Annotated in this window: 19 protein-coding genes; 13 read left to right on the top strand and 6 right to left on the bottom strand. The window is 67.2% G+C overall.

Translation table 11 applies throughout. The features are described 5' to 3' along the window. The first annotated feature begins 292 nt into the window (after nt 1–292). The 13 genes from L3078_RS34445 to L3078_RS34510 all read left to right on the top strand — a co-directional run bounded on the left by L3078_RS34445 (nt 293) and on the right by L3078_RS34510 (nt 12,110). On the top strand, nt 293–709 hold the full coding sequence (locus L3078_RS34445; protein WP_103544221.1) for a hypothetical protein: 417 nt from the start codon (nt 293–295) through the stop codon (nt 707–709). Nucleotides 710–1,322: 613 nt separating this feature from the next. Further along, nucleotides 1,323–2,174, top strand: a complete 852-nt coding sequence (locus L3078_RS34455) for a serine/threonine-protein kinase (protein WP_239757831.1) — start codon at nt 1,323–1,325, stop codon at nt 2,172–2,174. Between the two features lie 14 nt (nt 2,175–2,188). Next, nucleotides 2,189–2,695 carry a GNAT family N-acetyltransferase gene (locus L3078_RS34460; protein WP_275593234.1) on the top strand — a complete coding sequence of 169 codons (507 nt, stop codon included), beginning with the start codon at nt 2,189–2,191 and terminating at the stop codon, nt 2,693–2,695. 97 nt (nt 2,696–2,792) lie between these two features. Continuing rightward, nucleotides 2,793–3,053, top strand: coding sequence for a hypothetical protein (locus L3078_RS34465; RefSeq protein WP_239757832.1), 261 nt, complete (start codon nt 2,793–2,795; stop codon nt 3,051–3,053). 244 nt (nt 3,054–3,297) lie between these two features. Then, a complete protein-coding gene (locus tag L3078_RS34470; RefSeq protein WP_239757833.1) occupies nt 3,298–4,302 on the top strand; it encodes an NAD-dependent epimerase/dehydratase family protein in 1,005 nt (334 codons plus the stop codon). Between the two features lie 17 nt (nt 4,303–4,319). Next, a complete protein-coding gene (locus L3078_RS34475) occupies nt 4,320–5,012 on the top strand; it encodes a phytanoyl-CoA dioxygenase family protein (protein WP_239757834.1) in 693 nt (230 codons plus the stop codon). Then, nucleotides 5,009–6,052 (top strand): glycosyltransferase family 2 protein, encoded by a 1,044-nt coding sequence (locus L3078_RS34480; protein WP_239757835.1) that lies wholly within the window; start codon nt 5,009–5,011, stop codon nt 6,050–6,052. Before L3078_RS34475 ends, L3078_RS34480 begins: the two co-directional genes overlap by 4 nt. Then, complete coding sequence (locus L3078_RS34485; protein ID WP_239757836.1) at nt 6,049–7,104, top strand: glycosyltransferase family protein; 1,056 nt, start codon at nt 6,049–6,051, stop codon at nt 7,102–7,104. Before L3078_RS34480 ends, L3078_RS34485 begins: the two co-directional genes overlap by 4 nt. Before the next feature lie 17 nt (nt 7,105–7,121). Further along, a complete protein-coding gene (locus tag L3078_RS34490; protein WP_239757837.1) occupies nt 7,122–8,333 on the top strand; it encodes a polysaccharide pyruvyl transferase family protein in 1,212 nt (403 codons plus the stop codon). A gap of 108 nt (nt 8,334–8,441) precedes the next feature. After that, complete coding sequence (locus tag L3078_RS34495; protein WP_239757838.1) at nt 8,442–9,464, top strand: NAD-dependent epimerase/dehydratase family protein; 1,023 nt, start codon at nt 8,442–8,444, stop codon at nt 9,462–9,464. Further along, a complete protein-coding gene (locus tag L3078_RS34500; protein ID WP_239757839.1) occupies nt 9,461–10,216 on the top strand; it encodes an HAD family hydrolase in 756 nt (251 codons plus the stop codon). The genes L3078_RS34495 and L3078_RS34500 overlap by 4 nt, the downstream gene beginning before the upstream one ends. Continuing rightward, nucleotides 10,213–11,112, top strand: coding sequence for a glycosyltransferase family 2 protein (locus tag L3078_RS34505; RefSeq protein WP_239757840.1), 900 nt, complete (start codon nt 10,213–10,215; stop codon nt 11,110–11,112). Before L3078_RS34500 ends, L3078_RS34505 begins: the two co-directional genes overlap by 4 nt. Continuing rightward, nucleotides 11,109–12,110, top strand: coding sequence for a glycosyltransferase (locus tag L3078_RS34510; protein WP_239757841.1), 1,002 nt, complete (start codon nt 11,109–11,111; stop codon nt 12,108–12,110). The genes L3078_RS34505 and L3078_RS34510 overlap by 4 nt, the downstream gene beginning before the upstream one ends. Before the next feature lie 10 nt (nt 12,111–12,120). Here the strand turns inward: L3078_RS34510 and L3078_RS34515 are convergent, their stop codons facing one another. The 6 genes from L3078_RS34515 to L3078_RS34540 form a co-directional block, all read right to left on the bottom strand. Then, nucleotides 12,121–12,951, bottom strand: a complete 831-nt coding sequence (locus tag L3078_RS34515; RefSeq protein ID WP_239760576.1) for an RNA methyltransferase — start codon at nt 12,949–12,951, stop codon at nt 12,121–12,123. A gap of 609 nt (nt 12,952–13,560) precedes the next feature. Beyond that, nucleotides 13,561–14,127 carry an ATP-binding protein gene (locus L3078_RS34520; RefSeq protein ID WP_239757842.1) on the bottom strand — a complete coding sequence of 189 codons (567 nt, stop codon included), beginning with the start codon at nt 14,125–14,127 and terminating at the stop codon, nt 13,561–13,563. 465 nt (nt 14,128–14,592) lie between these two features. Continuing rightward, a complete protein-coding gene (locus L3078_RS34525; RefSeq protein ID WP_239757843.1) occupies nt 14,593–17,736 on the bottom strand; it encodes an RNaseH domain-containing protein in 3,144 nt (1,047 codons plus the stop codon). Between the two features lie 39 nt (nt 17,737–17,775). Then, nucleotides 17,776–21,087, bottom strand: a complete 3,312-nt coding sequence (locus L3078_RS34530; protein ID WP_239757844.1) for a hypothetical protein — start codon at nt 21,085–21,087, stop codon at nt 17,776–17,778. Beyond that, nucleotides 21,084–22,331 (bottom strand): restriction endonuclease-related protein, encoded by a 1,248-nt coding sequence (locus L3078_RS34535; RefSeq protein ID WP_239757845.1) that lies wholly within the window; start codon nt 22,329–22,331, stop codon nt 21,084–21,086. Before L3078_RS34535 ends, L3078_RS34530 begins: the two co-directional genes overlap by 4 nt. Before the next feature lie 9 nt (nt 22,332–22,340). After that, nucleotides 22,341–23,645, bottom strand: coding sequence for a helix-turn-helix domain-containing protein (locus L3078_RS34540; RefSeq protein WP_239757846.1), 1,305 nt, complete (start codon nt 23,643–23,645; stop codon nt 22,341–22,343). Between the last annotated feature and the right edge of the window lie 134 nt (nt 23,646–23,779).

Here is a 23,779-nt window from a genome sequence, read left to right on the forward strand (position 1 = left end):
CCGCACAGTTGGTTCGCCGCCCCTAGCACAACATGCTGATTCGTCAACTCTCCTCGCTCCGGAAACCTGCGGACAACCTGTCCGCTCACGATGTGTGCGAACTGGAAGGGTCTTCACCACGAGATGCCGGTCATCCGAGCGCCCCGACCAGATCGGTCGGCGCAGCCGCGCGGGGCCCGCCGAGTCTCCGCGATCAACTGCACGGCGGGTGCCAACCGGCCTTGGGAGTCAGTCCCGAGGGATTCCCGGCACACGTTCCAAGACCACTTCCGCCAGACGAGAGGAGTTCAGCGTGACCGCTGTCCAGACCCCCGAGAGGACCGAGCTGGGCAAGTTCTTCCAGGTCTCGGTCCGGCAGTTCGACGCCGGCCAGGTCGCGCCCGAGATGTTCTCGGCCGCCATCGACGCCGAGTGGCACCAGCTCCTGGGCAAGCCCGAGTACGCGGAGTTCTGCGCGCAGAGCGCCGGCCGGCTGATCAACCACGTGGAGAACACCGGCTACGGCCGGATCTCCTGGGTCGACGCCTACGTGGAGATGTTCGGCCCGCTGCCCGAGGTGTGGTTCACCGGCGCGGACGGGGTGCTCGACGAGCGGGCCATGGCGCGCTACCGCGAGACCGGCGAGGTGTGGGCGGAGTGGGACTGCAGCCCCATCCCGGGCGACGGCGGCGACGTCGCACCGAAGATCTCGGCACTCGCGGCCGGATGACGACCGGCCCTCTGCCCGGAGCGTCCTGGTCCCGTGCCAGGGCGCTCCGCCTGGTCGAGGCACGTACCACGGCTCCGCGGACCGTGGACATCACGGGCTACCTCGACCGTGTGTCCGCGCACTGCCCCTACCTCGTACCTTCCCTTCGGCACGGTCTGACGGCCTGGACGGTGTACGAGATCGCAAGCAGCGATCCCGAGTCCGTGGAAGCTGGTCTGTTCCATGCGGGAGTGCAGGCCGCGGAGTGGGTTCGTCCACTCGCGACTCGCCCGAGAGGCGCTCTCGTCTGTGAGAACGTCGTCATCCTGGGGGATATCCAAGGAGTCGAACACCGTGAGTTGATGGCGTGGCCGCACTGGGCGCTGAAGAACCTGTACGGCCCTGTCGGTGTCATGTTCGGGAAGTTCCAGGGAGGCGAGCAGCGGCTCGACAGAGCAAGCCGCCCGATCCCGCCTCCCCCGTGTTCGTTCCTCCCTGTTCGCCCCGCCGTGAGAGCCCGCGACCCGCAGTTCCTGAAGGACACCCCTGATCTCGCGGATGCTCTCTCGGTCGCGGTAGACGATGGGAGCGATGTCCTCGAGCGAATCCCACACGATTGGCAGGCGGTAAAGGCATGGTCGCGTTCCCTCCCTGTCCCCCCGAAGCCCTCGCAGCCGCGGAAGCCGCCTGCGGCGGCACTGTCGACCTGAAGGAGCTGACCAACCGGCGTGGCTCCGCGGTCTGGAAGGCCGCCGGCCCCGAGGGCACGGTCGCGGTGAAAATCGGATACGGCGACGGTGTGGCCGCCACAATGCGAGAGGCAACCACCCTGGTGGCCATGGGCGTTGCCGGATACGAGGCGGTCTCCGGTTCGTACGACGGCGGCTCGTGGCTCGTCACGCCCTGGTTCACCGGCCCCTCCACCTGGGCGGTCTTCACCCCCGCCCGAGAGGGAACTGGCGGACGTGAGGCCGCTCTCCAAGGTGGCGCTGACCTGTGCCGATCAGTCGCCGACCTGCACGCCTCCGGATGGATCCACGCCGACCTCCAGCCTTCCCACGGCATCCACACCCCGGCGGGCGTCCGCCTGATCGACTTCGCCTGGTCCTGGCGCGAGGGCGAGGAGCCGGTCAGCGGCTTCAGCGGTGGCATCGTGCATCTCATGGCGCCGGAACTCGCTGCCGCCGTCGCACGCGGAGACGGTCCGGTGACACCGACGCGCGCCAGCGACACGTACGCCCTCGCCGGTGTCCTGTGGACGTGCGCCTCGGGAGGCTGGCCGCTCGACTACAAGGCAGCGGGCATCGACCGGAAGGCCGCGGGCCCGGACGGGGTTCGAGACGCGATCGCCACTGGCCGTCTGCCGTTCGCACCGGCAGTGTGGCCCGAGCTCCAGGACGCCCTCCGCCCCGCGCTCGCTGCCGTACCCGAGGACAGGCCCACGGCCGGCGAGCTGGCGGAGCTCCTGCTCAAGGTCGAGCCGTGATCTCGCTCCGCGAGGTGACCTTGACCGACGCGCCAGCGGTCCGCCGCATCTACAGCGCCGCTTCCGTGAGGTACCTGCCGCGAGCGCCCCTGACCGCTGAGAGCGCTGCCGCTTGGGTGACCGATCGCATCGCCGAACGTCGTGCGACGCCGCGAATGCTGTACTGCTTCGGCATCGATCACGCTGACGACCTGGTCGGCGTGATCAAGCTGCGCCCCGCCCGTACCTCGGCGGCGCTCAGCTACATCCTTCGAGACGACGCATGGGGTCACGGGTACGCCACCACGGCGGTGGCGCTCGTGCTCGACTTCGCCTCCACCACGCTCGGCCTGGCCTCCGTTGACGCCAAGCACCACCCCGACAACCACGCTTCCGGGCGGGTGCTGATCAAGTCCGGATTCACCCGCACCGGCCGCTCCGCGGAGGCCATCACGTACATGAGGAACCTCGCCCCGGGGGCCAGGAGCACGCTCCGCACGCGCGAACGCCTGTCGGACGGGACGACGACAGCACGCTCATAAACACTCATAAGCAGGAGGGCTGTTCACCGTCATTGTGGAGTGCGGGCCGACCGCGCGTGCTCCGAATCTCGCGGTGGCTCCCCATGGAGGTGAAGCCGTGCGTAGGCAAGGGACCACGTCTGGCAAGGGCCGGATGATGACCTTGACGCTCAACACCAGGCAGTCCACAAGGACGCCTCGGCTCCGGTGTTCCCTGGCGGCCGAACCGGTCGCCGCCGACGTGGCACGCCGCATCGTCCACCGCTGCTTCAGCGGCTGGCCAGGCCCGGACGCCGTCAAGGACGACGGCCTCTGGTCACAGACCGAACTCGTCGCCGACGCCGATAGAACCACAGGGGACTCCGGCGCGACGGGGTGAAGCCTGGTAGGCCGATGCGATGTCGTCGTCGAAGTGACTGACCAGGCGTCGCCGCCCCCCCCCGCTGAGGGACACCGGCGAAATCTCCGAGGCCGACCGAAGCCTGCTCCTGGTCGCGCTCACCAGGCGCTGCGGCTGCACGCCGGCCCTGCCGAACGCCGCTGAGCTCGTCGCACTTCTCGCCACACCTGCTGTGTGGCACAGCCATGCCAACTTTCGTTCACATTGTGAGGAATGAGGCGCTATGAGTACCTCTTTACGGAGACACGGCCCGGATTCGAACCGGGCCCCCTTCCGCCGCGTGGTCGTCACCGGCGGCTGTGGATTCGTCGGTTCACACCTGTGCGACCTGCTGCTCGACAGCGGTGTCGAGGTGGTGTGCGTGGACAACTTCCTTACGGGCACGGAGGACAACGTCGTACACCGTCAGCTGGACGACCAGTTCGAGTTGATGGTCCACGACGTCACCGACCCGATCCCGATACCCGGGGAAGTCGATCTCGTACTCCACCTCGCCTCGCCGGCCTCTCCGCAGGACTACCTGCGTCTGCCGGTCCAGACGCTTCAGGCCGGTTCCCTGGGAACCTTCAGCGCCCTGGAGTTGGCCAGAGAGAAGAAGGCCCGCTTCGTGCTCGCCTCCACCTCCGAGGTGTACGGCGACCCGCTGGAGCACCCTCAGCGGGAGTCCTACTGGGGCAACGTCAACCCGGTGGGGCCGCGCAGCGTGTACGACGAGGCGAAGAGGTTCGCGGAGGCGGCGACCACCGCCTACCGAACCGAGCACGGTGTCGACACCGCGATCGTGCGGATCTTCAACACGTTCGGGCCGCGGATGCGCGCGGAGGACGGGCGGGCGGTACCGACCTTCATCCGCCAGGCGCTGGCGCGCGAGCCACTGACCGTCACCGGCGACGGCTCGCAGACGCGGTCCCTTTGCTACGTCGGCGACACGGTCCGGGGCATCCTGGCCGTGGCCGCAGGCAGCCACCCCGGCCCCGTCAACCTGGGCAATCCCGCCGAGTCCACGGTCTTGGAGCTCGCACACCTGGTGCGTGAACTGACCGGGTCCGCCGCGCCTGTCGAGTTCGTCGACCGCCCGGTCGACGACCCGGAGCGCCGCAGACCCGACATCGCCCTCGCCTGGGAGCAGTTCGGCTGGAAGCCGGAGACCGATCCCCGCAAGGGCCTGAGCAACACCATCGACTGGTTCGCCGCGCAGCTCAACGACACCGCAGTGAGGGAACGATGACGCGACACGCACCACGAATGACGGAGTCCGCCGAGGCCCTGTCGCACAGGCAGCAGCTCGGCGACGGGTTTCTCCAGAACTTCCGCGCGGACGGCTACGCGGTCTTATCCCAGAAGATCGCGGGAGAGTCCCTCGAAGCCCTCCGCACGGAGGCTGATGCCCTGATCCGGCGCTTCACCCAGGACGGGTTCCGATCGGACGACTACTGGCACTTCACACCCGCAGGCACAGACGCGCCCGTTCTCTACCGCATCCACAACCTGGAGAACCAGGGCTCCCCGGCGGCGACACGCCTCTACGCCGACGACAGCCCTCTGCACCCGATGGCCGCCGCCATCCTCGGCGGGCCCGTACGCGCCACCGCCTGCGCCATGATCGTCAAGCTGCCGGGAGTGGCCGCCCCCGTGCCCTGGCATCGTGACCGGACCAATGTTCCTCCGCACACCGTGTGCAACCTGAGCGTCTTCCTCGACGACGCCGACGTGGGCAACGGATGCCTTGAGTTCGTGCCGGGCTCCCACCTGACGCCCGACGCGGAAGAGGCCGAGGCGCTCCAGGCGCGGGGCCCGGTCCGCGCCCTCCCGCTCTCGGCCGGTGACATCGCCGTACACGACGTACGTATCGCCCACGCCTCGCGCCGCAACACCTCCCCGAGGATCCGCCGCAGCATCGTCATCGAGTTCGCCCCCGCCAACCGGGAGCTGCCGTGACCACGCCCAAGCCCACGACCGAGAGTCCCAAGATGCGGGTGGCCACCATCACCGTGGGCACCAACGAGTCCCGCTGGCTTGAGCCTTGCTTCGCCACGCTCCTGGACAGCGACGTCCCCGGGGTCGACCTGACGGTCTGGTACGTCGACAACGACTCCCACGACGGCAGCACGGCCTTCGTCCAGGACCGTTTTCCCGAGGTGCGGGTCATCCAGAACGAGAGCAACGTCGGCTTCGCCCGCGCCAACAACATCGGGATGCGCGCGGCCCTCGCCGAGGGCGCCGACTACGTCTTCCTCGTCAACCCGGACACCCAGACCCCGAAGTCGCTGGTGCGCGACCTGGCCGAGTTCATGGAGACCTGGACCGACTACGGCGTGGTCGGCCCCATGCAGTACGAGTACGACGAGTCGGGCAGCGCCGCTCTGGGCGCGTACAACGACTGGTCGAAGTCCGCTCTGCGCTGGGGCGAGCAGCACGCCTTCGCTGGCGACTGGCCGAACCACCCCTCGCCGGCCAGCCCACCCGAAGGCCGGGCCCCGAACACCCTGGAGCACGCCTACGTCCAGGGCTCCGCCTTCTTCGTACGCGCCGCGCTGCTGCGCACCGTCGGACTCCTCGACGAGGTCTTCCACACGTACTACGAGGAGACCGACCTGTGCCGCCGCGCCCGCTGGGCCAGATGGCGCGTCGCGCTCCTGCTCGACGTCGGCATACAGCACTTCGGCGGTGGAGGAACGGCTGGCAGCAGCTACCGGCGCATCCAGATGCGCCGCAACCGCTACTACTACCTCCTTACCGACATCGACTGGCGCCCGCTGCCCATGCTGCGCCTGGCGTCCCGGTGGCTGAGGGACGATCTGCGCGGACGTGGCGTGGGCGGAGTGACCACCTGGTGGCGCGGGACCTGGGAAACCGCGAAAGCCGTGTGCTGGCTCGTGCGCCGCGCACCTCTGATCCGGGCCCGGCGACGTGCCCACCTCCGGCTCGGCTCGCCGACGGGCAGCCACGCTCAACCGCAGGCAAGGGGTGCGCGATGACCACGCCCCGGATTCTGTTCGCCGGCGTCTTCCACTGGAACGCGGGCTCCAGCCACATGATCGCCGAGTACGCCCGGGTTGCCTCGGCATCCGGATGCGAGGTCGCCGTCTCAAGCCAACTGTCGCGCCTGGACGGCACGGTGAACGGCCACCTGCCGCTCGTGGACGACATCAGCTGGGCCACCCACCTGGTCCTCGTCTTCGAGAGCAGACAGTTCCTCTCGACCCAGCAGCGTGAACTCTGCGAGGTCGTGCCGCGGCAGCGGCGCATCATCGTGGATCCCGACGGCCACTGGGGCCCGTACGTCACCGCCGACGCGGACGACAACGCGGGTGCGGACACCACCGAGTCCTGGCACAAGCTGTATGCCGACCTCAGCGATCTGATCCTGCAGCCGCGCATGAACGAATGCCTTCCCGACGGGGCCGAGTTCTTCAGCTACTTCGGAATGCCGGACATCCACCGGCTCGCCAGCAACCTCCCGCCCCCGCGGGCACTGCCGTACGAGCTGCAGTACGTCGGCGCGAACTGGTGGCGCTGGAACGAGATGACCAGCCTCATCCGGGCCGCAGCCGCCGCCCAGCCGCCGATCCGACGCATCCGCGTGTGCGGACGCTGGTGGACCGGCGCCCCGCACCCCGACCACCCGACCGCCACCGCCAACGTGTCCGGCTGGATGCGGGACCACGGTGTCGAGGTGGCGCCACCCGTTCCGTTCGGTCACGTGGTCTCCACCATGTCCCAGGCGGCGATCACGCCGGTACTGGCTCGTCCGCTGCTCGCGCGGATGGAGCTGCTGACCCCCCGCATGTTCGAAACCCTCGCCTCGGGCAGCATCCCCGCACTCTGGCCGGACCTGGGCTACCTGTCCGCGCTCTACGGGGACGACGTGGAGCTCTTCCTGCTCGGCGACGATCCGGCCGACAGCCTCGCCCGGATGATCCGTGAACCGATCCGGTACCGCGAGCGGCTGGCGACCATCCAGCGCCGCGTACACGAACGCTTCAACTACCGCACGGTTCTGGCCGAACTCATCCGGTTCACCCGATGATCCCCGAGAGGTCTGCTGTGTCCAACGTCCTGATCACCGGCATCACCAGCTGTGAGAGTCGCGGCGTCGAGGCCCTGGCCCGCTCCGTCATCGAGCAGCTGAATACCGAAGGCCCCGGGGGAGGCGACAACGTCACCGTCCTCACCCAGACCCCGGTGCTCGACGCGGAATCCCTCGCCCCCACCGGCGCCCGTTGCGTGGCCGACCCGTTCGTCGTCTCCCGGTCCTGGCAGCAGATGCGCCCCCAGGAGAGCCCCGCCGAACTGGCCGAACGCCGCGAACAGCTCCTCGCCGAAACCGATCTGGTCATCGCCACCGGGGGCGACCTGCACACCTCGGACTACGGGGTCTCCACGCCGTACCTTCGTGCCCTCACCGCCGCGCAACAGCGGGACATCCCGACGGTCATGATCGGCCAGTCCGTCGGCCCCTTCGACGACCCGGCCGATGCCGAGGCGTGGCGCGCGGTCGCCGCCCGGTGCGCTCTCCTCACCGTCCGGGAGAGCGTCTCCCTCGACTACGTCGTGGGCAAGCTCGGCCTTCCCGAACACCGTGTGCGACTGTCTTCCGACCCCGCCTTCCTGCTGCCGGCCGCTACCGGCGAGCGAATAGCGGCCGTGCTCGGGCCTCTGGGGCTCGCTCCCGAAGACCCCTATCTCTGCCTCGCCCCCAGCCAGGGCATCACCCGCTTCAGCACCCTGGAGGAGTCCCAGCACGTGGCAGCACTGACGCGACTGGCCACCTCCCTCGTCCGCACCCGGAAGATGCCGGTCGTCCTCGTGCCGCACTGCCACGACTCCCGCCCGCACAACGACGACCGGATCCTCGCCGCCCGTATCGCCGAAGCCGCCGGCCTGCCCGAGGTCATGGCGCTGCCGGGGGCGCTGACGGCATCCGACTACAAGGGCGTGCTGTCACAGGCCGAGCTCGTGATCTCCGAGCGCCTGCATGCCGCGATCGGCGCATTGTCCGGCGGCGCCCCGGCGATCGCGATCGGCCACTCGCACAAGTTCAACGGGGTGCTCGCCGAAACCTACGGCGACACGGTCGACGTTGCCGGCATCAACGCGGACGTCCGCGCTTTCGCCCAGGACACCACGGTCATCGACCGGCTCGTCAACGACACCGCCGCAACCGCTCTGCGCACCACCCTGCGGCAGCGGCTCCCACTGATCACGGACCGCGCCCGCAGCGACTTCGCTCAGATCAACAAGCTCCTCGGAGCCTGAACCACCAGTCGCACAGGCGGTCCGCCTGCCCGCACCGCATCGCGCACGACCCGCTACGGCCCACCCCTGGGCCGCAGCGGGACCCACTCACGCCAAGGGAGACACGCCATGCCCACACATCTGGTGACCGGCGGCGCCGGCTTCATCGGGTCCCACCTTGCCGCGTCCTTGATCGAGCGCGGCGACGACGTCGTCGTCCTGGACAACCTCGACGGCGGCAAGACCGAGAACGTGCCCGCCGGCGCGACCCTCGTCGTCGACTCGGTCGCCGACCAGGCCACGGTCGCCGAACTCTTCGCCTCGTACCGCTTCGACGGTGTCTACCACCTGGCCGCCTTCGCCGCCGAAGGCATCAGCCACGCCGTCAAGCACCACAACTACTCCGTCAACCTGCTCGGCAGCATCAACCTGATCAACGCCTCGCTGGCCGCCAAGGTCAGGTTCTTCGGCTTCGCCTCGTCGGTCGCCGTGTACGGCCACGGACACGTCCCCATGCGCGAGGACGAGCGGCCCGTCCCCGCCGACAGCTACGGCAACGGGAAACTCGCCGTGGAGCGCGAACTCGCCGTCACCATGCAGCTGCAGGGCCTGCCGTACTTCGCCCTGCGCATGCACAACGTCTACGGCGAGCGGCAGAACATGGGCGACCCGTACCGTAACGCCGTCGCCATCTTCCTCAACCAGATCATGCGCGGCGAGCCGATCAGCGTGTACGGAGACGGCCAGCAGATCCGCGCCTTCACCTACGCCCCGGACATCGTCGGCACCTTCCTCGCCGCCGCCGACCAGCCGGCCGCCTGGGGCCAGGTCTTCAACGTCGGCTCCTCGCACACGAGCACCGTGCTGGACATGGCGCACGCCGTGCGCACTGCCATGGGCGTCCCCGACCACCCCATCAAGCACTTGGCGGCCCGCGACGAGGTCCACGCCGCGTACACCGACAACAGCCTCGCCCGTAAGACGCTCGGCGACTGGGCCGACACCCCGCTCGCCGAAGGTCTGCGCCGCACCGCGGCCTGGGCCCGTGAACACGGCCCCGTGGAGCCTGCGACCTCCCTCAGCATCGAGAACGACACCGCGGACCAGCCCGAGTGGTTCACCTGGGCCGCCGGACGGGCGGCCACGTCATGACGCGCCGCACCCTGGCCGTCGACGTCGGCGGCGTCCTCTACTACGACGAGCCCTTCGACCTCGCCTGGCTCCAGGGCGTCTGGGAGCTCACGCGCGCGGACGATCCCGCCTTCACCATGGACGCCTTCCTCCAGGCTATGCGCGACTTCTACCAGGGCCGGGCGCCCGGATCACCCCCGCCCAGCCTGTTCCCGCCCAACGGCACGAAGAGCTGGCAGGGCGTCCGCGAGCGCTGGACCTCGTTGGTCCAGCCCGTTCCCGGAGCCGTCGACGCCCTCAGCCACCTCGCCGAGGAGTACGAGGTGTGCATCGTAGCCAACCAGCCCCCGGAATGCCTCGCCGCCCTGCGTGCCCTCGGAATCGAGCAGCAAGTCCAACTCGTCGCGCTCGACTCCCGCGTCGGCTACGCCAAACCCGACCCCCGCCTCTTCAAGTGGGCCATGGACCGGCTGAGCTGGAAGCCAGAACACACCATGGTCATCGGCGACCGCCCCGACCACGACGCCGCTCCTGCACTCGCTCTCGGCTGCTCGGCAGCGATCGTCCACGTCGGCAGCGGCTGGAGCGCGCCTGCTGGGGTCGCTCCCGAGATCGTGACCGCCTACCGGGAGCTGAAAGTCCAACGCGTCCACACAACCGAGGGAAGCACGAGGCACTGGGCCATCGCCGCCCTCGGAGACCTGGCCGATGTGCTGCGGACCATCAGCCCTCAAGAGCGCAGCCCACGCCCCCGCCAGGAGGTGCGCCCATGACCCTCGGCGCCGACTTACCTCTCACCATCGTCATCTGCAGCAACCGCCCCGACAGCCTGCCGCCAGCTGTCACCCGCACGGCCGCGGCCATGGGCCCCAGGGACCGCCTCCTGGTCATCGCGGACATGCCCGCCCAGCACCTGCCCACGCTGCCCACAGACGCCTCGCCGCCTCCGTCCCGCATCCGCGTCATCTGCAACGAGGGGAACCAGGGCCTCGCCCACAGCCGCAACAAGGCCATGAAGGAGGCCACGACGCAGCACGTCGTCTTCCTCGACGACGACATCGTCCCCACCGCCGAGGCACTGACCCGCATACGCGAAGCCCTGACCGCCGGCGCACACGTCACCGGGACGAGGATCACCGCCCACCTTCAAGGGCACCGCCGCCCATGGTTCCTCACCTCGGGACAACTGCACTACCTCGGCTCCCACGCGCCGGCCCAGCCGGCGTCGATCTGGGGCGGCAGTTTCGCCATCGACGTCGAGCACGCCCGCTTGCTGGGAGTCGGCTTCGACGAGCGCCTCGGCCGGATCGGCGGCTCCCTCATCTCCGCCGAGGACACCACCTTCGTACGGGAGATCACCGCGCGCGGTGCGACCGCGACGATCCTGCACGACGCCGAGGTGCAACATCTGATCCCTGCCCACCGGCTGACCCTGTCCTACCTGCTGCGCCGCGCCTTCTGGCAGGGCCGCAGCGAAGCACGGCGTAACGACGCGCGGCGAGGCATCGCCAAGGAATGGCACCGCAACCGCTCGGGGAACGGCACCCGTCCGGTGCGGGCCGCCCTCGCCCTGCTCTACACCGCCAGCGTTCTTCTCGGAGTGTGCCGGGAGGCCGTCACACGGAGCCGGACCAGCGCCGCCGACGCCGAAACCAGGAGCGACCGATGAAGGTAGCCATGGTCATCCCGCCGTACCGCTACGGCGCCGACCCCAGCCAGTGGATCACCGTGCCGCCCCAGGGCTACGGCGGCATCCAGTGGGTCGTCGCCACGCTCATGGACGGACTGCTGGAGGCCGGGTGCGAGATCCTCCTCCTCGGAGCTCCAGGAAGCCCGGTCCAGGACGGCGTCACGGTCTCCGACACAGTGGAGACGGCCGACATCCACGCCGCCATCGAAGCCTTCGGCCCGGCCATCGTCCACGACCACTCGAACACCGCCGCACTACCAGCTGGCAACCACAGACCCACGGTGAGCACACACCACCTCAACAGCGTGCCGGAGCTCCAGACCAACGGCATCTACCTCTCCCGCGCACAACGCACTGCCGCAGGGTCCGTCTCCGCCCCGGTGATCCGGCTACCGGTCAACCCCGCACGCTGTCAGTTCCAGGAGGCGAAGGACGACTATCTCCTCTTCCTGGGCCGGGTCTCCGCGCACAAGGGCGTGCGCGAGGCAGCGGCGTTCGCGCACGCCGCCGGCGTGCCGCTGACGGTCGCCGGACCGGCCTGGGAGAAGGACTACCTGGACGCGCTGCTGGCCGACTTCCCGCACACCATCCGCTATGTGGGCGAGGTCGGCGGCAGCGCCCGTACCCGACTGGTCGCACGCGCCCGAGCGCAGCTCGTGCTGTCCCAGCCGTGGGGAGGACCGTTCGGCGGACGATGGATCGAGCCCGGCGCCACCGTGGTCTCGGAGGCCGCCGCCAGCGGCACCCCGGTGATCGCCACGGACAACGGATGCCTGCCAGAGATCGTCCCCGGCGTCGGTACGGTGCTGCCGACCGGGCGGGAGATCACACCCGGCGACGCGAAGGCGGTGCTGGCCTCCCTTCCCACGGCCCAGGCCGTGCGCGAAACAGCGGTGGACCGATGGGGCCACCACACCATCGCCCGCCAGTACCTGGCGGTCTACAAGAGAGCGGTCAGCGGCGAGGTCTGGACGTGACCTCGGAAGGTCACGCCGTGCGCTGCTTCGCCAGACGCTGACGGCGCGCTTCGTAGAGAACGACGGAGGCGGCGTTCGACGCGTTCAGGGAGCTGGCCGAGCCTGTCATCGGAATGCTGATCACGTGGTCGCAGCTCTCTCGCCAGGCCGCGCTGAGGCCCGCGGTCTCGTTGCCGATGAGCAGCAGGACCGGTTGGGTCAGATCGAATTCCGAGACCTCGGCATCGCCGTCCTCGTCCGTGCCGACGACGGCGACCGGCCGCCCCTGAGCGCGCTCCTTCTCCAGCCACTCCATGACCTCGTGGTGCGACTGGCTCCGCACCACGGGCACGGCGAAGAACGATCCCGTGGAGGCACGGACCGACTTGGGGTCGTACGGGTCCGCGGCGTGCCCCGTCACGATGAGCCCGCTCGCGCCGAAGGCATCGGCTGACCGCACGATGCTTCCGATGTTGCCGGGCTGCGTCGGCCGGTCGAAGACCAGACCGAGGAAGTCGTCGCGAACCTTGATCCGCGACAGGCTGTCCGGCGCCATCTCGACCACCGCCAGGACCTCCGCAGCCCCGTCGGCCTTCTCGCTGAGCTCGGCGAGCAACTGCGGCGCCATCGCGACGCGCTCGGCGCCGACACCGCGCAGTAGATCCTCGGCCCATCGGGAGAGCGGGCGGCTGGCGTCGTAGAGCAGGGACCGAACGGTCCAGCCGTGCTCCACGGCCATCGTGATCGGCCGCACGCCCTGAACGAGGAACTCCTTGGCACGCCCTCGCTTGGTGCGGTTGTTGAGCAGCGTCTGCAGCTGCTGGAAACGGGCATTGCGGGTCGTGATCCGCTGCACTGCCACCCGTCCTCCAAGCCGAAGATGATCATTGCGAAACCGGTCGTCCCAGGCGGAACACGGCACTGGGCACCCAGCAGGTTACACGGGTCTGGATCGTGACCGTACGTGTCCATCCGTTGTGCACGCGTCTTGGCTTTGGGCGGCAACGCACACGAGATCGTCCTGTCGGCAACGACCAAGCCGAGAGTCATCAGCGTCAGCGTGGGGGCCCACAAACGTGGCGCGGAAGAACAGAGCTATGAGTTTTCCGTCCCGGCTTTCCAAGTTGCGGTGCCGCTCACGGCGCGTACGCGTGGGCAACTCCGGGATGGCAGGCGACTTCCCCCACAGCCAGGCAGCGTCCAGTCCGCGGGAGGCATCCCCAGGCTTCCCAGTCGAACAGGCAGAACTGCGGGGCTGTTCCGTTGGCCCACGTGAAATGTGCGCCGGCACCCATTTTCGGATCGCCGAATCTAGGACGCTCGGGAACACCGCCTGGAGTACTCAGTGACGCCAGCTTGGGCGACGATCACGGTGTCCGGCGTTCGACGTGCGTCGTGTGGTAGGCGGTCAAGCGCACCGAGCGAGGCGTTCAGCGCCGCTCACCAGGGGCGGCCGTTTCGGATTGCAGCTTCAGGCAGCCTGATGTTGATTCTCAGCAGTTGCTGCGCCGAACGACGACCGAGAGTTGACCGACGACGCCATTCGAGCGGGACACTCGGTTCGTCGGACGGCAGCCTCACCCGCGTGCGGTGAAGGAGGTGCATCCGCAAGGTAGTCGTCCGTGTCCTCGGCCGAAGGCTCCGGCGTGATCTCGAACCATGTCGTCTTGCCGTTCCGTTCCGGTCGCGTCCCCCAAGCGTCAGCCAAAGCATTCACGAGCAGCAGCCCCCGACCGCTCTCCTCATCTGGCCCAGCCTCAACAGCACTCGGCAAGAGGGGATCGGTGTCCGTGACCTCGACTCGAAGCCGCTCATCAGTCCGCGTCACAGCGACGTCGCAGGGAGCATCTGTGTGCAGGACGGCGTTGGCGATCAGCTCGCTCGCCAGCAACTCGATGTTCTGCAGTGTTTGACCTGACAAGACAAGGCCCAAGTCCTGGGCCAGCACGGTGACTTGGCGGCGCGCCCCCGGGACAGCGTCGACAGCCGCCGCAACCGTGAATCCGTACTTCGGACGTTCGGGATCGCGACGTGCCATGACGACAACCTCACCTTGGTAGCGGCCTCAGGAGAAAGAAGCCTTCCACCCGGCAAGAGCTGTGTGAGGACAGTCTGTCCGTAGGCTGGCCACGCATGATGCCTTGACGCTGCGGCGAGTTGTGATACGAGGCCAGCCTTCGTCGGGGCTGTCGAGGTGAAGTCCCTTGAGTGAACCGTACCCCGCCACACCTTGTGTCAGGTCACGGCCGTGACGATCGCCTGCCGCGCTGAACATGGCAGCGGCCACCTGCAGCGGTCGTCCGCGGCGTGATCTTCCATTCGGAGCGCGGGAGTGAGGGAGCTTCGCGGGAGTCCCCCCGTTCCTGCCGCCGGCCGAGTGGGAAGAGGTCAAGGAGCCCGGAAGCTTCGAAGTGAGTCTCCTCGTGCCAACCTTGCGTGGCTGGCTGGGCGGAGTTGATCGCGTTTGGGGGCTCTGGATGCGGAACGGTTTGTGCGCCGGCGTTCAGCTGGCTCCGGTTGCTGAGTTGAGGATGTCCCTCTGTTCCTGGTCGGCTTCCCCGTTACTGGGGGCGGATCGCCTGTACTGGGGGTGGTCGAGGTCCATCTGGAGTGCGGCGTGCAGGGGGGCGGGGTAGCGGGTGCGCTCGGACCAGGCCAGGGCGTGGTGGGAGAGGCAGGCGGTGGCTCGGGCGAGGTCTTCCCGGGAGTGGCGGCGGGTGAACATGGGATTGATCTCTCGGGTGGTGATGGAGTGCCAGTTGCCGTTGAGTTCGCTATCACCCCGCGCGTCCCTCTCGTCGCTTGCGCGCCAGCGGGTGCGGTCGTCCCCGAGGCGACTGCGGTTGTGGGTGCGGGATTCGCTGAAGAGGAACCAGGGGTGTCCCTCGGGCCGGTGGCCGGGCCAGGCCAGATACTGGCTGACCTTGATGAAGGGGTCGAGTCCCTTGGCCAGTCGGCCTTTGGTCATGGCCTCTTTCTCGGCGTAGACGAAGCGGGGAAGTTCGTCCTGCATGGTGTTGACGCGGATGTAGCTGATCGGGTGCAGACGCTCGTCCGTAATTTCCTGGTTTGGGGTCCAGAGGCGCTTGTCTTCCTCAGGCAGGCTGTCGCGGGTCAGGCCGAAACTCCTGTTGTGGAAGCCAGGGTAAATGCGACGCCATGCGTGACCGTCGAGCATGACGGCGAGATCGAGACCGGCCATTTCGGGCCTCTGCTGGAGCTGTACCAGCGCACGGGCAGCGTCGCTGCCGACCTCGCACCATCGGTCCATTCGCGTCTTGCTCGCGTCTTTTTCGTTGTGCAGGGGGTAGTTCTTGGCGTGGAAGGCGGTGTTCGCGTCGTAGTACGGGGCCCAGGTGTTGGTGATGTTGCTCCAGCCGAGCATGGTCCACACGCCGCCGGGCTTGCTGGGTGGGATGAGCACGGCAGCAGTGGTGATCCAGAGGGGCTCGCCCCGGTAGAGGTTGCTCTTGGTCTGCATACGGCAGTGCAGGCCGCAGTAGGCGATGCGGGGCAGCGGGTTCTTTTCGGGGTGCAAGATGGCCTCGTACCGGTCGTCGACAACGCCGAGGCTGCGGTGCATGTCAAGGACGGCGCTGAACGCGGCGTGGTCCTTGTGGTACTCCTTCTTCTGGGCGGGGATCTCGGTCAGGACGGGGCCGGCCGTGCCCTTGCGGTACTGGAGCTTGGCGCCCACGGTGAATTGGCTGGGCACGCGTGCTTCAGCGAAGAGCCCACGCACCGCGTGCTTGGCGTCCTTCTCGTTCCTCTCGGTCTCCTCAGCCCTCTTCCGAGCCGTGCGGCTGCCGTTGGCCGGCGTGTTTGCACCGTCCTGGTCGGTGCGGGGCATCTCGGTTTCGCACCAGACAACCAGGCGGGTCCCCGGCTCCTTGTAGCGGTTGATGATCGTGTTGACTTCGGCGCGGCGGATGCCAGCGCGTTCTGTGCCGTGCTGAAGGAGCTTTTCTGCCTTGTGGAGCACCAAGCGGATACCGGGGCGGAGTTCAATCTCGCTGCGTGAGGGTTTGATGGTCTCGGGATCGATGCCGTAGGCGCAGGCGAGTGCCTGCACCATGCGCTGCCGCGTGGGATACCGGTACCACAGGCCGAGATACACCAGCTCGTTCTCACCCTGATTTTCGATCGAACGCTGGATGGAGTCCGGGGAGGGGAGGCCGACCTTGTCCTGGAAACGGGCAGCTGTCTTCTTGCTGTTCTCGTCGTCGCTTGCCTTCCCCTGCGCCCACTGCAGGTGGGATGTGTCCTGCAAGTACCGCTTGCCGAAGCCTTTGCTGTCACTGACCAGGGTCATCACTGGTACCGCGTCGCTTTCGCTGTCGCTGTTACCGGTTAGTTCCGGGGCGAAGGAGGCGTGGAGGTGCTCCATGATCAGACGGTGGTGATGGGTGCCGGTGCCGGTGCCGACACCGTTGCTCTTGGGCGTGGTGGCGTGCAGGGGCCGGACCTTGCCGGGCGCCTCCATGGTGAGTGATTTGCCGCTGCTGCGGTTGTCGATCTCCGTATTGGCCCGGGTCTGGACCGCGAGCAGGCCCGTGTGGTCGACGTCCAGACGGGCGGCGATCTCCAGTCCGTATCGGTTGGCGGACTTCAAGCCTCCGGGGCCGTCCAGCTTGAGGGAGAGGACCGGCTTGTCGCCGCCGCAGTCCACCATGGCGGTCTTGGCGTAGATGACGGCGTTGCTGATGCGCCGGTTGCTGCCGTGGAAGTGGATGACCGGGTTGGTGTAGCCGGTGAAGGTGGCCATCTTGGTGTCAACGCGGGAGAGCGTGTAGTCCCGGGCGCTCCAGTCTTCGGCGAGCTCCGACCAGTTGCCAGCGATCTGTTGTGTCGCTTCGGCGCTTGGCGGGTGCCCGATGTGTGCGAAGGCGGGGCCGAAGGGGTGGTCCCAGGCGATGACGCTGCCGTCGCTGAGCGGCCGGTAGGCGAGGGTGACGGCGGTTTCGGTGTCCTTTGCCCATCCCGCTTGCCGGGGCTTGGCTGTCTCCTCTGGTTCCCTCTCGTCCTCTGCCGGTTCGGACTCCTTGATCTTCGGTGTCACCGGCGTCATGGCGTACTCGGTGAAGGGAGTCCCGGCGAACTTGTCGGCCATGCACCAGCGCACGGCCTGGTAGGCCCAGTCGGGCGGGTTGGGGGCGAGGCTGCCGTGGTTGAGGATGACATCGGCCAGGGAGAGCTTCGCCGGCGTGGTGGCACGGACCAGGCCCGGCAGGGTGGATTTCCCGGTGTCGGAGGCGCTGTCGAGCGACGTGCCCTTGACCGCGGCTTCGAGGTAGGTGAACACCTTGGCGAGCTTGACGGGGTCGATCTCCTTGAGAGAGATCATGTAGCGGAAGTGCTTGTCGAGGTAGACGTAGCCCTCGGCGAGGGCTTGCAAGGCGGTGGTGGCGATACTGAGCGGCCAGAGCATCGCCACGTCCACACCCTCGGGGAGATTCTTGTTCTTCCGGCTCTCCCCAGCCCACGCACCATACTTGTGCCACTCGACGAGAATCTCCGGCTTGTCTTTTCGTCCTTCTCCGCCGAAGTCGCTCCAGTCGTGGAAGGACCACAGGTACGCGTACTGGCCCGCCAGCACAGCGTCGTTCAGGAGGAGAGAAGAGGTGTAGATGGTGGTGAGCTTGGCCATGCGGCTGCCGGAACCTCTCTTCGATCAGACCGGCCGGGGTCAGGAGAAAGAGTGCGAGACCTCGGCGTAGCGCAGGAATTCGATGATGGCTCGACCGTACAAACGGTTCATCATCTCGCGTTCCTCCGGTGACCAAGCATCGTAGATGAGTTGAATGACCTCTGCGAGGCCCGTCGTGTATTTGGTGCCCAAGGCGGCCTGATCGACCACGAATAGATCCATGTCGGTGTCGCCGCGTCGTGCCCGCCCGGCGAGTTGGATCAGCTCCACGAGCATCGAGCTGATCAACTCCATCTGAAGATCTTGATGCATGCTGGAGAACCGCGTGGGAGAGCGCAGGATTTTCACCAGGTGCTCACGGGCTGCGGTACGGGCGTGCTCGATCGCCTCGCACGGGTCGTCCCCGCTGAAGGAGCGCGCGGCACGTTGGCCGCATGCGTTGACGCTGCCATGCATCCACGCGGGGTCCTCGATGCTGAGGACTGGCCGGACGCACAGGTAGACGTCGCTGATGGCCGAGCGGGTCTCGACCACGATGTTCAGGCCGCGGGCGATCCGGGCCATGGGGGCAATGAGGATGTCGCCGAACTCGTGGAAGTCCTCCAGCTCCTCGGCGACGATCGCGCGCACGCCCTTGGGGAGGATGTTTCTGTACTCCGCGAGATCTTCACGGCGCAGCAGCACGCATACGCGATGTGTCATCCCTTCCGCCTGCGCCATGCCGATGGCGAGGTAGAGCCCTTGCTTGTAGCCGTTGACCTGGAGGATGCAGCGGGCTCGGTCGGGGTCGTTGCGGGCCAGCCAGTCGAGACGCCCCCGAAGCTGTTGTTCGTAGATCGCCTGGCCCATTTCCCGTAGTGCCGAGAGCTTGTGCTCGTCGTAGAGGCCGGCGATCTGGATTCCCTCGCCGCCGGGCACCTCGCTGTTGGTGACGGGCAGTCTGTTGGCTCTGATGGACTCCTTGACGTCTGGCATCCACCAGGCCACGGGGGCATGGACGTGCTCTCCGGAGGCGTGGGGGAAGAACGCAGTGGCCGACAGGCCAAGGACGGGACGTCGTACCCCGGCCGCCATCAGCGAGGTCAGACGGCCGAGTTCGCTGATGAACGTGTGAGGGTCACCGATGGTGGCGCTCTCGCGGAGCTCGGCTGTCGGCTTGCTGTCGTCACCGATTCCGGTCACCTGGTATCCGTGGATGTCGCGGCCCAGCATGCCGGTCGGGTACAGCTTGGAGACCGTGCTCCGGTAGGTCATGGCGAGGATGTCCCGGGCTGCGGCGCTGTCGTGGTCCTGGACCTTCTGTGCCTGTTCACGCAGGAGAGAAAGAGCCTGTCCCAGTTCCAGCAGGATGGCGCGCACGGTGATGAGGTTGACGAGACGGGCACGTACGGTGTCCTCGGTGACCGTCTCCTCAATGGACTCGTGCATGGCCTGCTTTATGGGAAGCAGGTTGTGCCGGCCGCGTGGAGAGACAAGGTCGTAGAGCTGGTCGGTAAGACGCTCCCAGTCGGCTCCCTCCGGCATCGGCAGCACCTCGACGGGCTGGTCTTCGTCCGAGTCTTTGCCGGGCATGAGCTGGTTGAGCAGGGTGAACAGCTCGTCGGGGATCGGCTCGTCGACGTCGTGGTCGTCGGGGAACAGGTAGTTGATGATCTCCCGGTCCCGGGACGTCGCGGTCCGCCATCCCCTGTTGTCGCGGTAGGCGTCGTCCTTGTCGTCTTGGGCTTTGCTGAGCGCGGGCGGGTTGAGGATCAACTGTTTGGTCGCCAGCCACAGAAGCAGGTTCTCGGCGGTCAAGCGGGAGTGGCTGAGGGGGTTTGCGAGCAGTTCGCGCAGGTGTGGTGGGAGATTGCGTCTGTCGTCATCGACGATGTCCAGCAGGGACTTTTTCATCAGGGACGCGAGGACCGCTTCCTTGGCGCATCCCTTGATGGCACTTAGTTGGAGGGCGTCCACCTCGTCCACGACGAGCAAGTGACACATGCGTGCCATTGCTTCGAACACGGACGCTCCTCGGGTCCCTCGGGGCGTGTTCTGGAAGGAGTCGTCGTCGAAGACGACGCCGGTGCGGAGAGTTCCTTCCACGAAGTTCATGTGGTTGGTGACGATGACGCTGGCGCGGGTCGCTTCGTAGAGAGGCCGGAACTTGTCGCATACCGGGATGAACGGACAGGCGTAGGTGCCACTTTCTCCGGGCTTGCTCAGCGTCAGGCAGTTCTCCTCGCCGGCCGGAAACGGGTCCTGGACTGTCATGTACGCCTTCTGGGCGCACGCGTAGCCCACCTCGGCGAGATCTTCCAGGTTCTTGCCGTCCCACTGCTCGATGGGCGTGTCCTTCATGAGCGCCCCGTACTCCAAGGCACGTTCGTGGCGCTTGGCCGGCGACATCAGCGCAGCGCAAGTCTTGGGCTCAGAAAGCTCCTCCAATTCGTACAGCCAGTCGAGATCGCTGCCGATGTCCCGCTTCATCTTCAAGGTGGCCTTGACGTCCGGGACGACAATCCCCAGGCGCAGGTCCCGCTTGGCCATCAGCGCGGCCAGCACCCGTACCAGGACCGTCTTCCCGCTGCCGGTGGGCGCGTTGAGGATCTGGAAGCTGCCGTTCATCAGCTCAAGGGCCTTGACCTTGCCGCTGGGGCAACGGAGCTTCTTCAGGAACTTCTTCACGGTCCGGCGGATGTACTTGGTCCCGGACTTGCGTTCGGGACGGCTGAGGAGCTCAGCGACCTCCAGGATCTCTTTCTTGGTGAACGAGAGCTCGGGTGTCTCAGGAACGGTGACGACGCGGGGAAGGGCGTCGTGACCGGGCGCCTCGTCGAAGTCCGGGGCTGAGGGGAAGGTGAGGCCGACAGTGGCCCGGCCGAGATCCTTGCCGAGGTAGGCGACACGGGTCGTGTAGTGGCCCGGGCCGGCGAATGCCAGCGCGCGCGGGCGTTTGCCCATGGAGTAGTAGCCGCGAATGATGCTGCCGGCGTAGTCCAGTGGCGGCTCGGGCAGGTAGCAGAGCACATACCCGGTCGTGCCGTCGGAGGGCAGCTCAAACAGTCCGTCGGTCAGGTCCACGGAATGTTCGCTGTCGTCGCCCAGCATGGCCCGGAACGCAACGCGAACAGCGTCGGCCGACGTGTAGGAAGAGGGCAGCTTTTTCACGACGCGCGCGAAGACGCGGTATTCGTCTGCTGTGAGCTGCTCCCAATGCTTCAACGACCAGGGTTTGCGTTCGGCGAGCAGGGCCACGTGCCGGAAGGACGCGATGGGTGTGCCGTCATCGCTGGTTGCCGGGAAGAGGTGGCTCGCCAGGGCGAACGCGGCGAGGAGGGCGTCCTGCTCGGGGGAGCGTCCGCTGCTCACATGTACTCCTTCAGGCGGTTGGTGAACAGGGCCAGGAAGTCGGACGCGGCCATGGCCGTCATGTCAATTCGTTCACGGTGAATGACGGATGTGAGGTAGTCGACCTGCTGGCGGCGGTGGTCGGGCACTACGAGCCAGGTGGCTCCGCCCTTGTCGCCGCGGTCCTCGATGAGCTTCTTGGCCAGGGATCCGGACCAGGTGTAGTCCTTGACGTCGATGGAGAAGACGACGGTGCCACCGTCTTCGACCTCGATGTCGACGCGGTCGTTGTCGGGCCAGACCTTGACCGTCAACCGGGTCCCTGCAGCGGCTTCTTTGAGGACATCGGCAAGCCTGAGTTCCGGGAGGCCGGGGATGCAGGTGCTGCGCCAGACACGTCGCACCAGCGCACGGTATCCCTCAGCAGGCCGGGCCCTTGGGGTTTCACGCGAGGCTCCCGTATAAAGCGGCATCTCGGCTTTGCTGGGGATGTAGATGCGGTCCTCGGCATGGAGGACAGGGACCTGGTCGCGGGTGGCAGTGAAGCTGAAGCGGGCTCCGGTGTCTTGGTGCCAGGGGTAGAGGCACCTGACGGCGTAGGTCCTGCCGTCGCCGTGCGGAATCACCTGCATGGGATAGGCGCAGGCGGGACATCCGAACCACCACTGCCGCTTGTAGAGGCAGTAAGAGGGGATGTCCTGATAGAAGACCTGAGCCACGGCAGGAGGGAATCCGAGTTCCTCCAACTGTTCCTTGTCGCAGACTGGGTATTCGATGATGTTCCGGCGGTGCCGCTCGTAGAGGCCGCCCTTAATGGCTTTGAATACTTGCTCCTGGCCGAACTCACTCTCGAGCTCGAAGTGAGTGAACCTCTCCCCGCGTCGCTGCTTCTTGTCGGCGATCTTGAAGATCTCCGCGGCTTCCCAGAGCAGGTCGCAGCCCTCCTGAGTGGACACGCCCACACTGTCGAGGAAGCGGAGGTTACGCAGGGGGCCGGTGAGTGCCTCTTCGGGGAAGATACCGACGAGGCTCCCGGCCAGGTCCCCGGAAAGACGATCGAGAAGGTCCCGGAAGGTGACGCGGTGGCCGGGGCCGACCGTCGCCATGATCACTCCCTGGGCCTCCATCAGTTTCTCGACGCGCTGCCCGGAGGAGAGACCGTCGTTGTAGCGGGCCTCCTCGCACAGTACAAACGCGCTGGCGGCCCGCAGGACTGTCTCGTCGAACTGCCACTGATCAGTGTGTGCTTCGCCGTGCTCGGACATGCGGGCAGCCTACGAGCCACCACTGACAGTCGGGGTCCGGTACTGCGGCGGGATGAGGTCTTCGAGGCCGTCGGTGGGAACCGTCGGATACAGCTCGCGGTACTGGGAGAGGTAGTCGGCGATGTGTCTCCAGCCGGAGGCTGAGGGATACCAGGCGTGCCGCCCCCAGGTTGCTCCCTCGGGGAGTCTGTGTTCGAGGTAGCCCCGAGAGGGTGCCTCCTGGCCAGGACCGGTTTTGACCGTCAAGTGCAGGCGAGCCCGGCCGACCAGGTCGTAATCGCCGCCGTGCTGACTGGCATAGGCAACGCGCACCAGCGTGCGCCACAACCACACCGACATCATCGGGGCGAGAGTGCTTTGGCTACGGGAAACGCCGAGGCCGGCGCGGGCAACCGCTCTGCCCCGCTTGGTCATCTCGACCCGACTCCGCTTGACCCGCCCGGCTCCGGGGATCGTGACGGTGTCGTGGTGCACGGTGATCAGGCCGCGCCGATTCAGCGCCGCAATGGACGGGCCGGTGCCGGGGTCATGGACCCCGTGGTCGCGGAGACGTTCCTGAAGACGGCTGTAGCCGGTGATCTCCGGCGGGGCGTAGAGGGCGAGCGTCATCTTCCGCCACTCGGCAGCGGGGCGACGCTGACCGCTGTGCGCGTGGCGCTTGCGCTCTGCCCGCTGTTCTTCTGTGTCTTGGAGGAAGCAGGCTTCCAGGTAGATCCGCTGGCGGTCATTGAGACCGTTCCACGTTTCCATGAGGGCGGAGCGTTCCGGGCGGGGGCCCGGCTTCGGCAGTACCGGGGCGGGCTCGTCAGGCCGGGTTCTGCGCCATGCATCAACGACCACGTGCTCGGGGAGCTTGTACACCAAGGCGAGGGCCTTGGCCAGGCGGCCGGCTTGCTCGGGCGTGGAGCAGGCTACGCCGCGTACCGGCAGGCCGCGTTCAAGGCGGAGCAGCTTGGTTCCGTCGAAGCTGATGCCACGCATGACCTTCTTGTTGGACACGGCCTGCGCCGCGTGGTCAGCACTGCTGAACCCGGCTTCCCGTCGAAGATCGCGGAGAGTCGTACTTCCCCTGGGACGGCTCGTGAGGTAGTGAACATCGACCTTGAAGAAGCTCATCAGAGCGGGCAGCTGGCGGGCTTCCGGCTTGCGCTGACCGCTCTCCCAGTAGGCGACAGTCCGCTGAGTGACGCCTACAGCGTCGGCGAGCGCGCGACGGCTCACTCCCCCAAGTTCCCGTAGCTGCCGAAGAACCTCAGGCTTGAACGACTCTTCTCGTCCCATGCTGCTCCAGGGAATCGTATGGAACAGTTCCATGCAACCAACCAGAACCAGATTTAGCACAAAGTGTTCGAGGAACGCAGGGTTCGGAGTGCCCAAGTCGGAGATTGGTGAACCTGGTGAGTACGGTTCAGCTTGAGGGGCGATCATCACGCGGCGTGTGGAGGGGC

Origin of the sequence: Streptomyces deccanensis, assembly GCF_022385335.1 — a bacterium.
GTDB classification, from domain to species: Bacteria; Actinomycetota; Actinomycetes; order Streptomycetales; family Streptomycetaceae; genus Streptomyces; species Streptomyces deccanensis.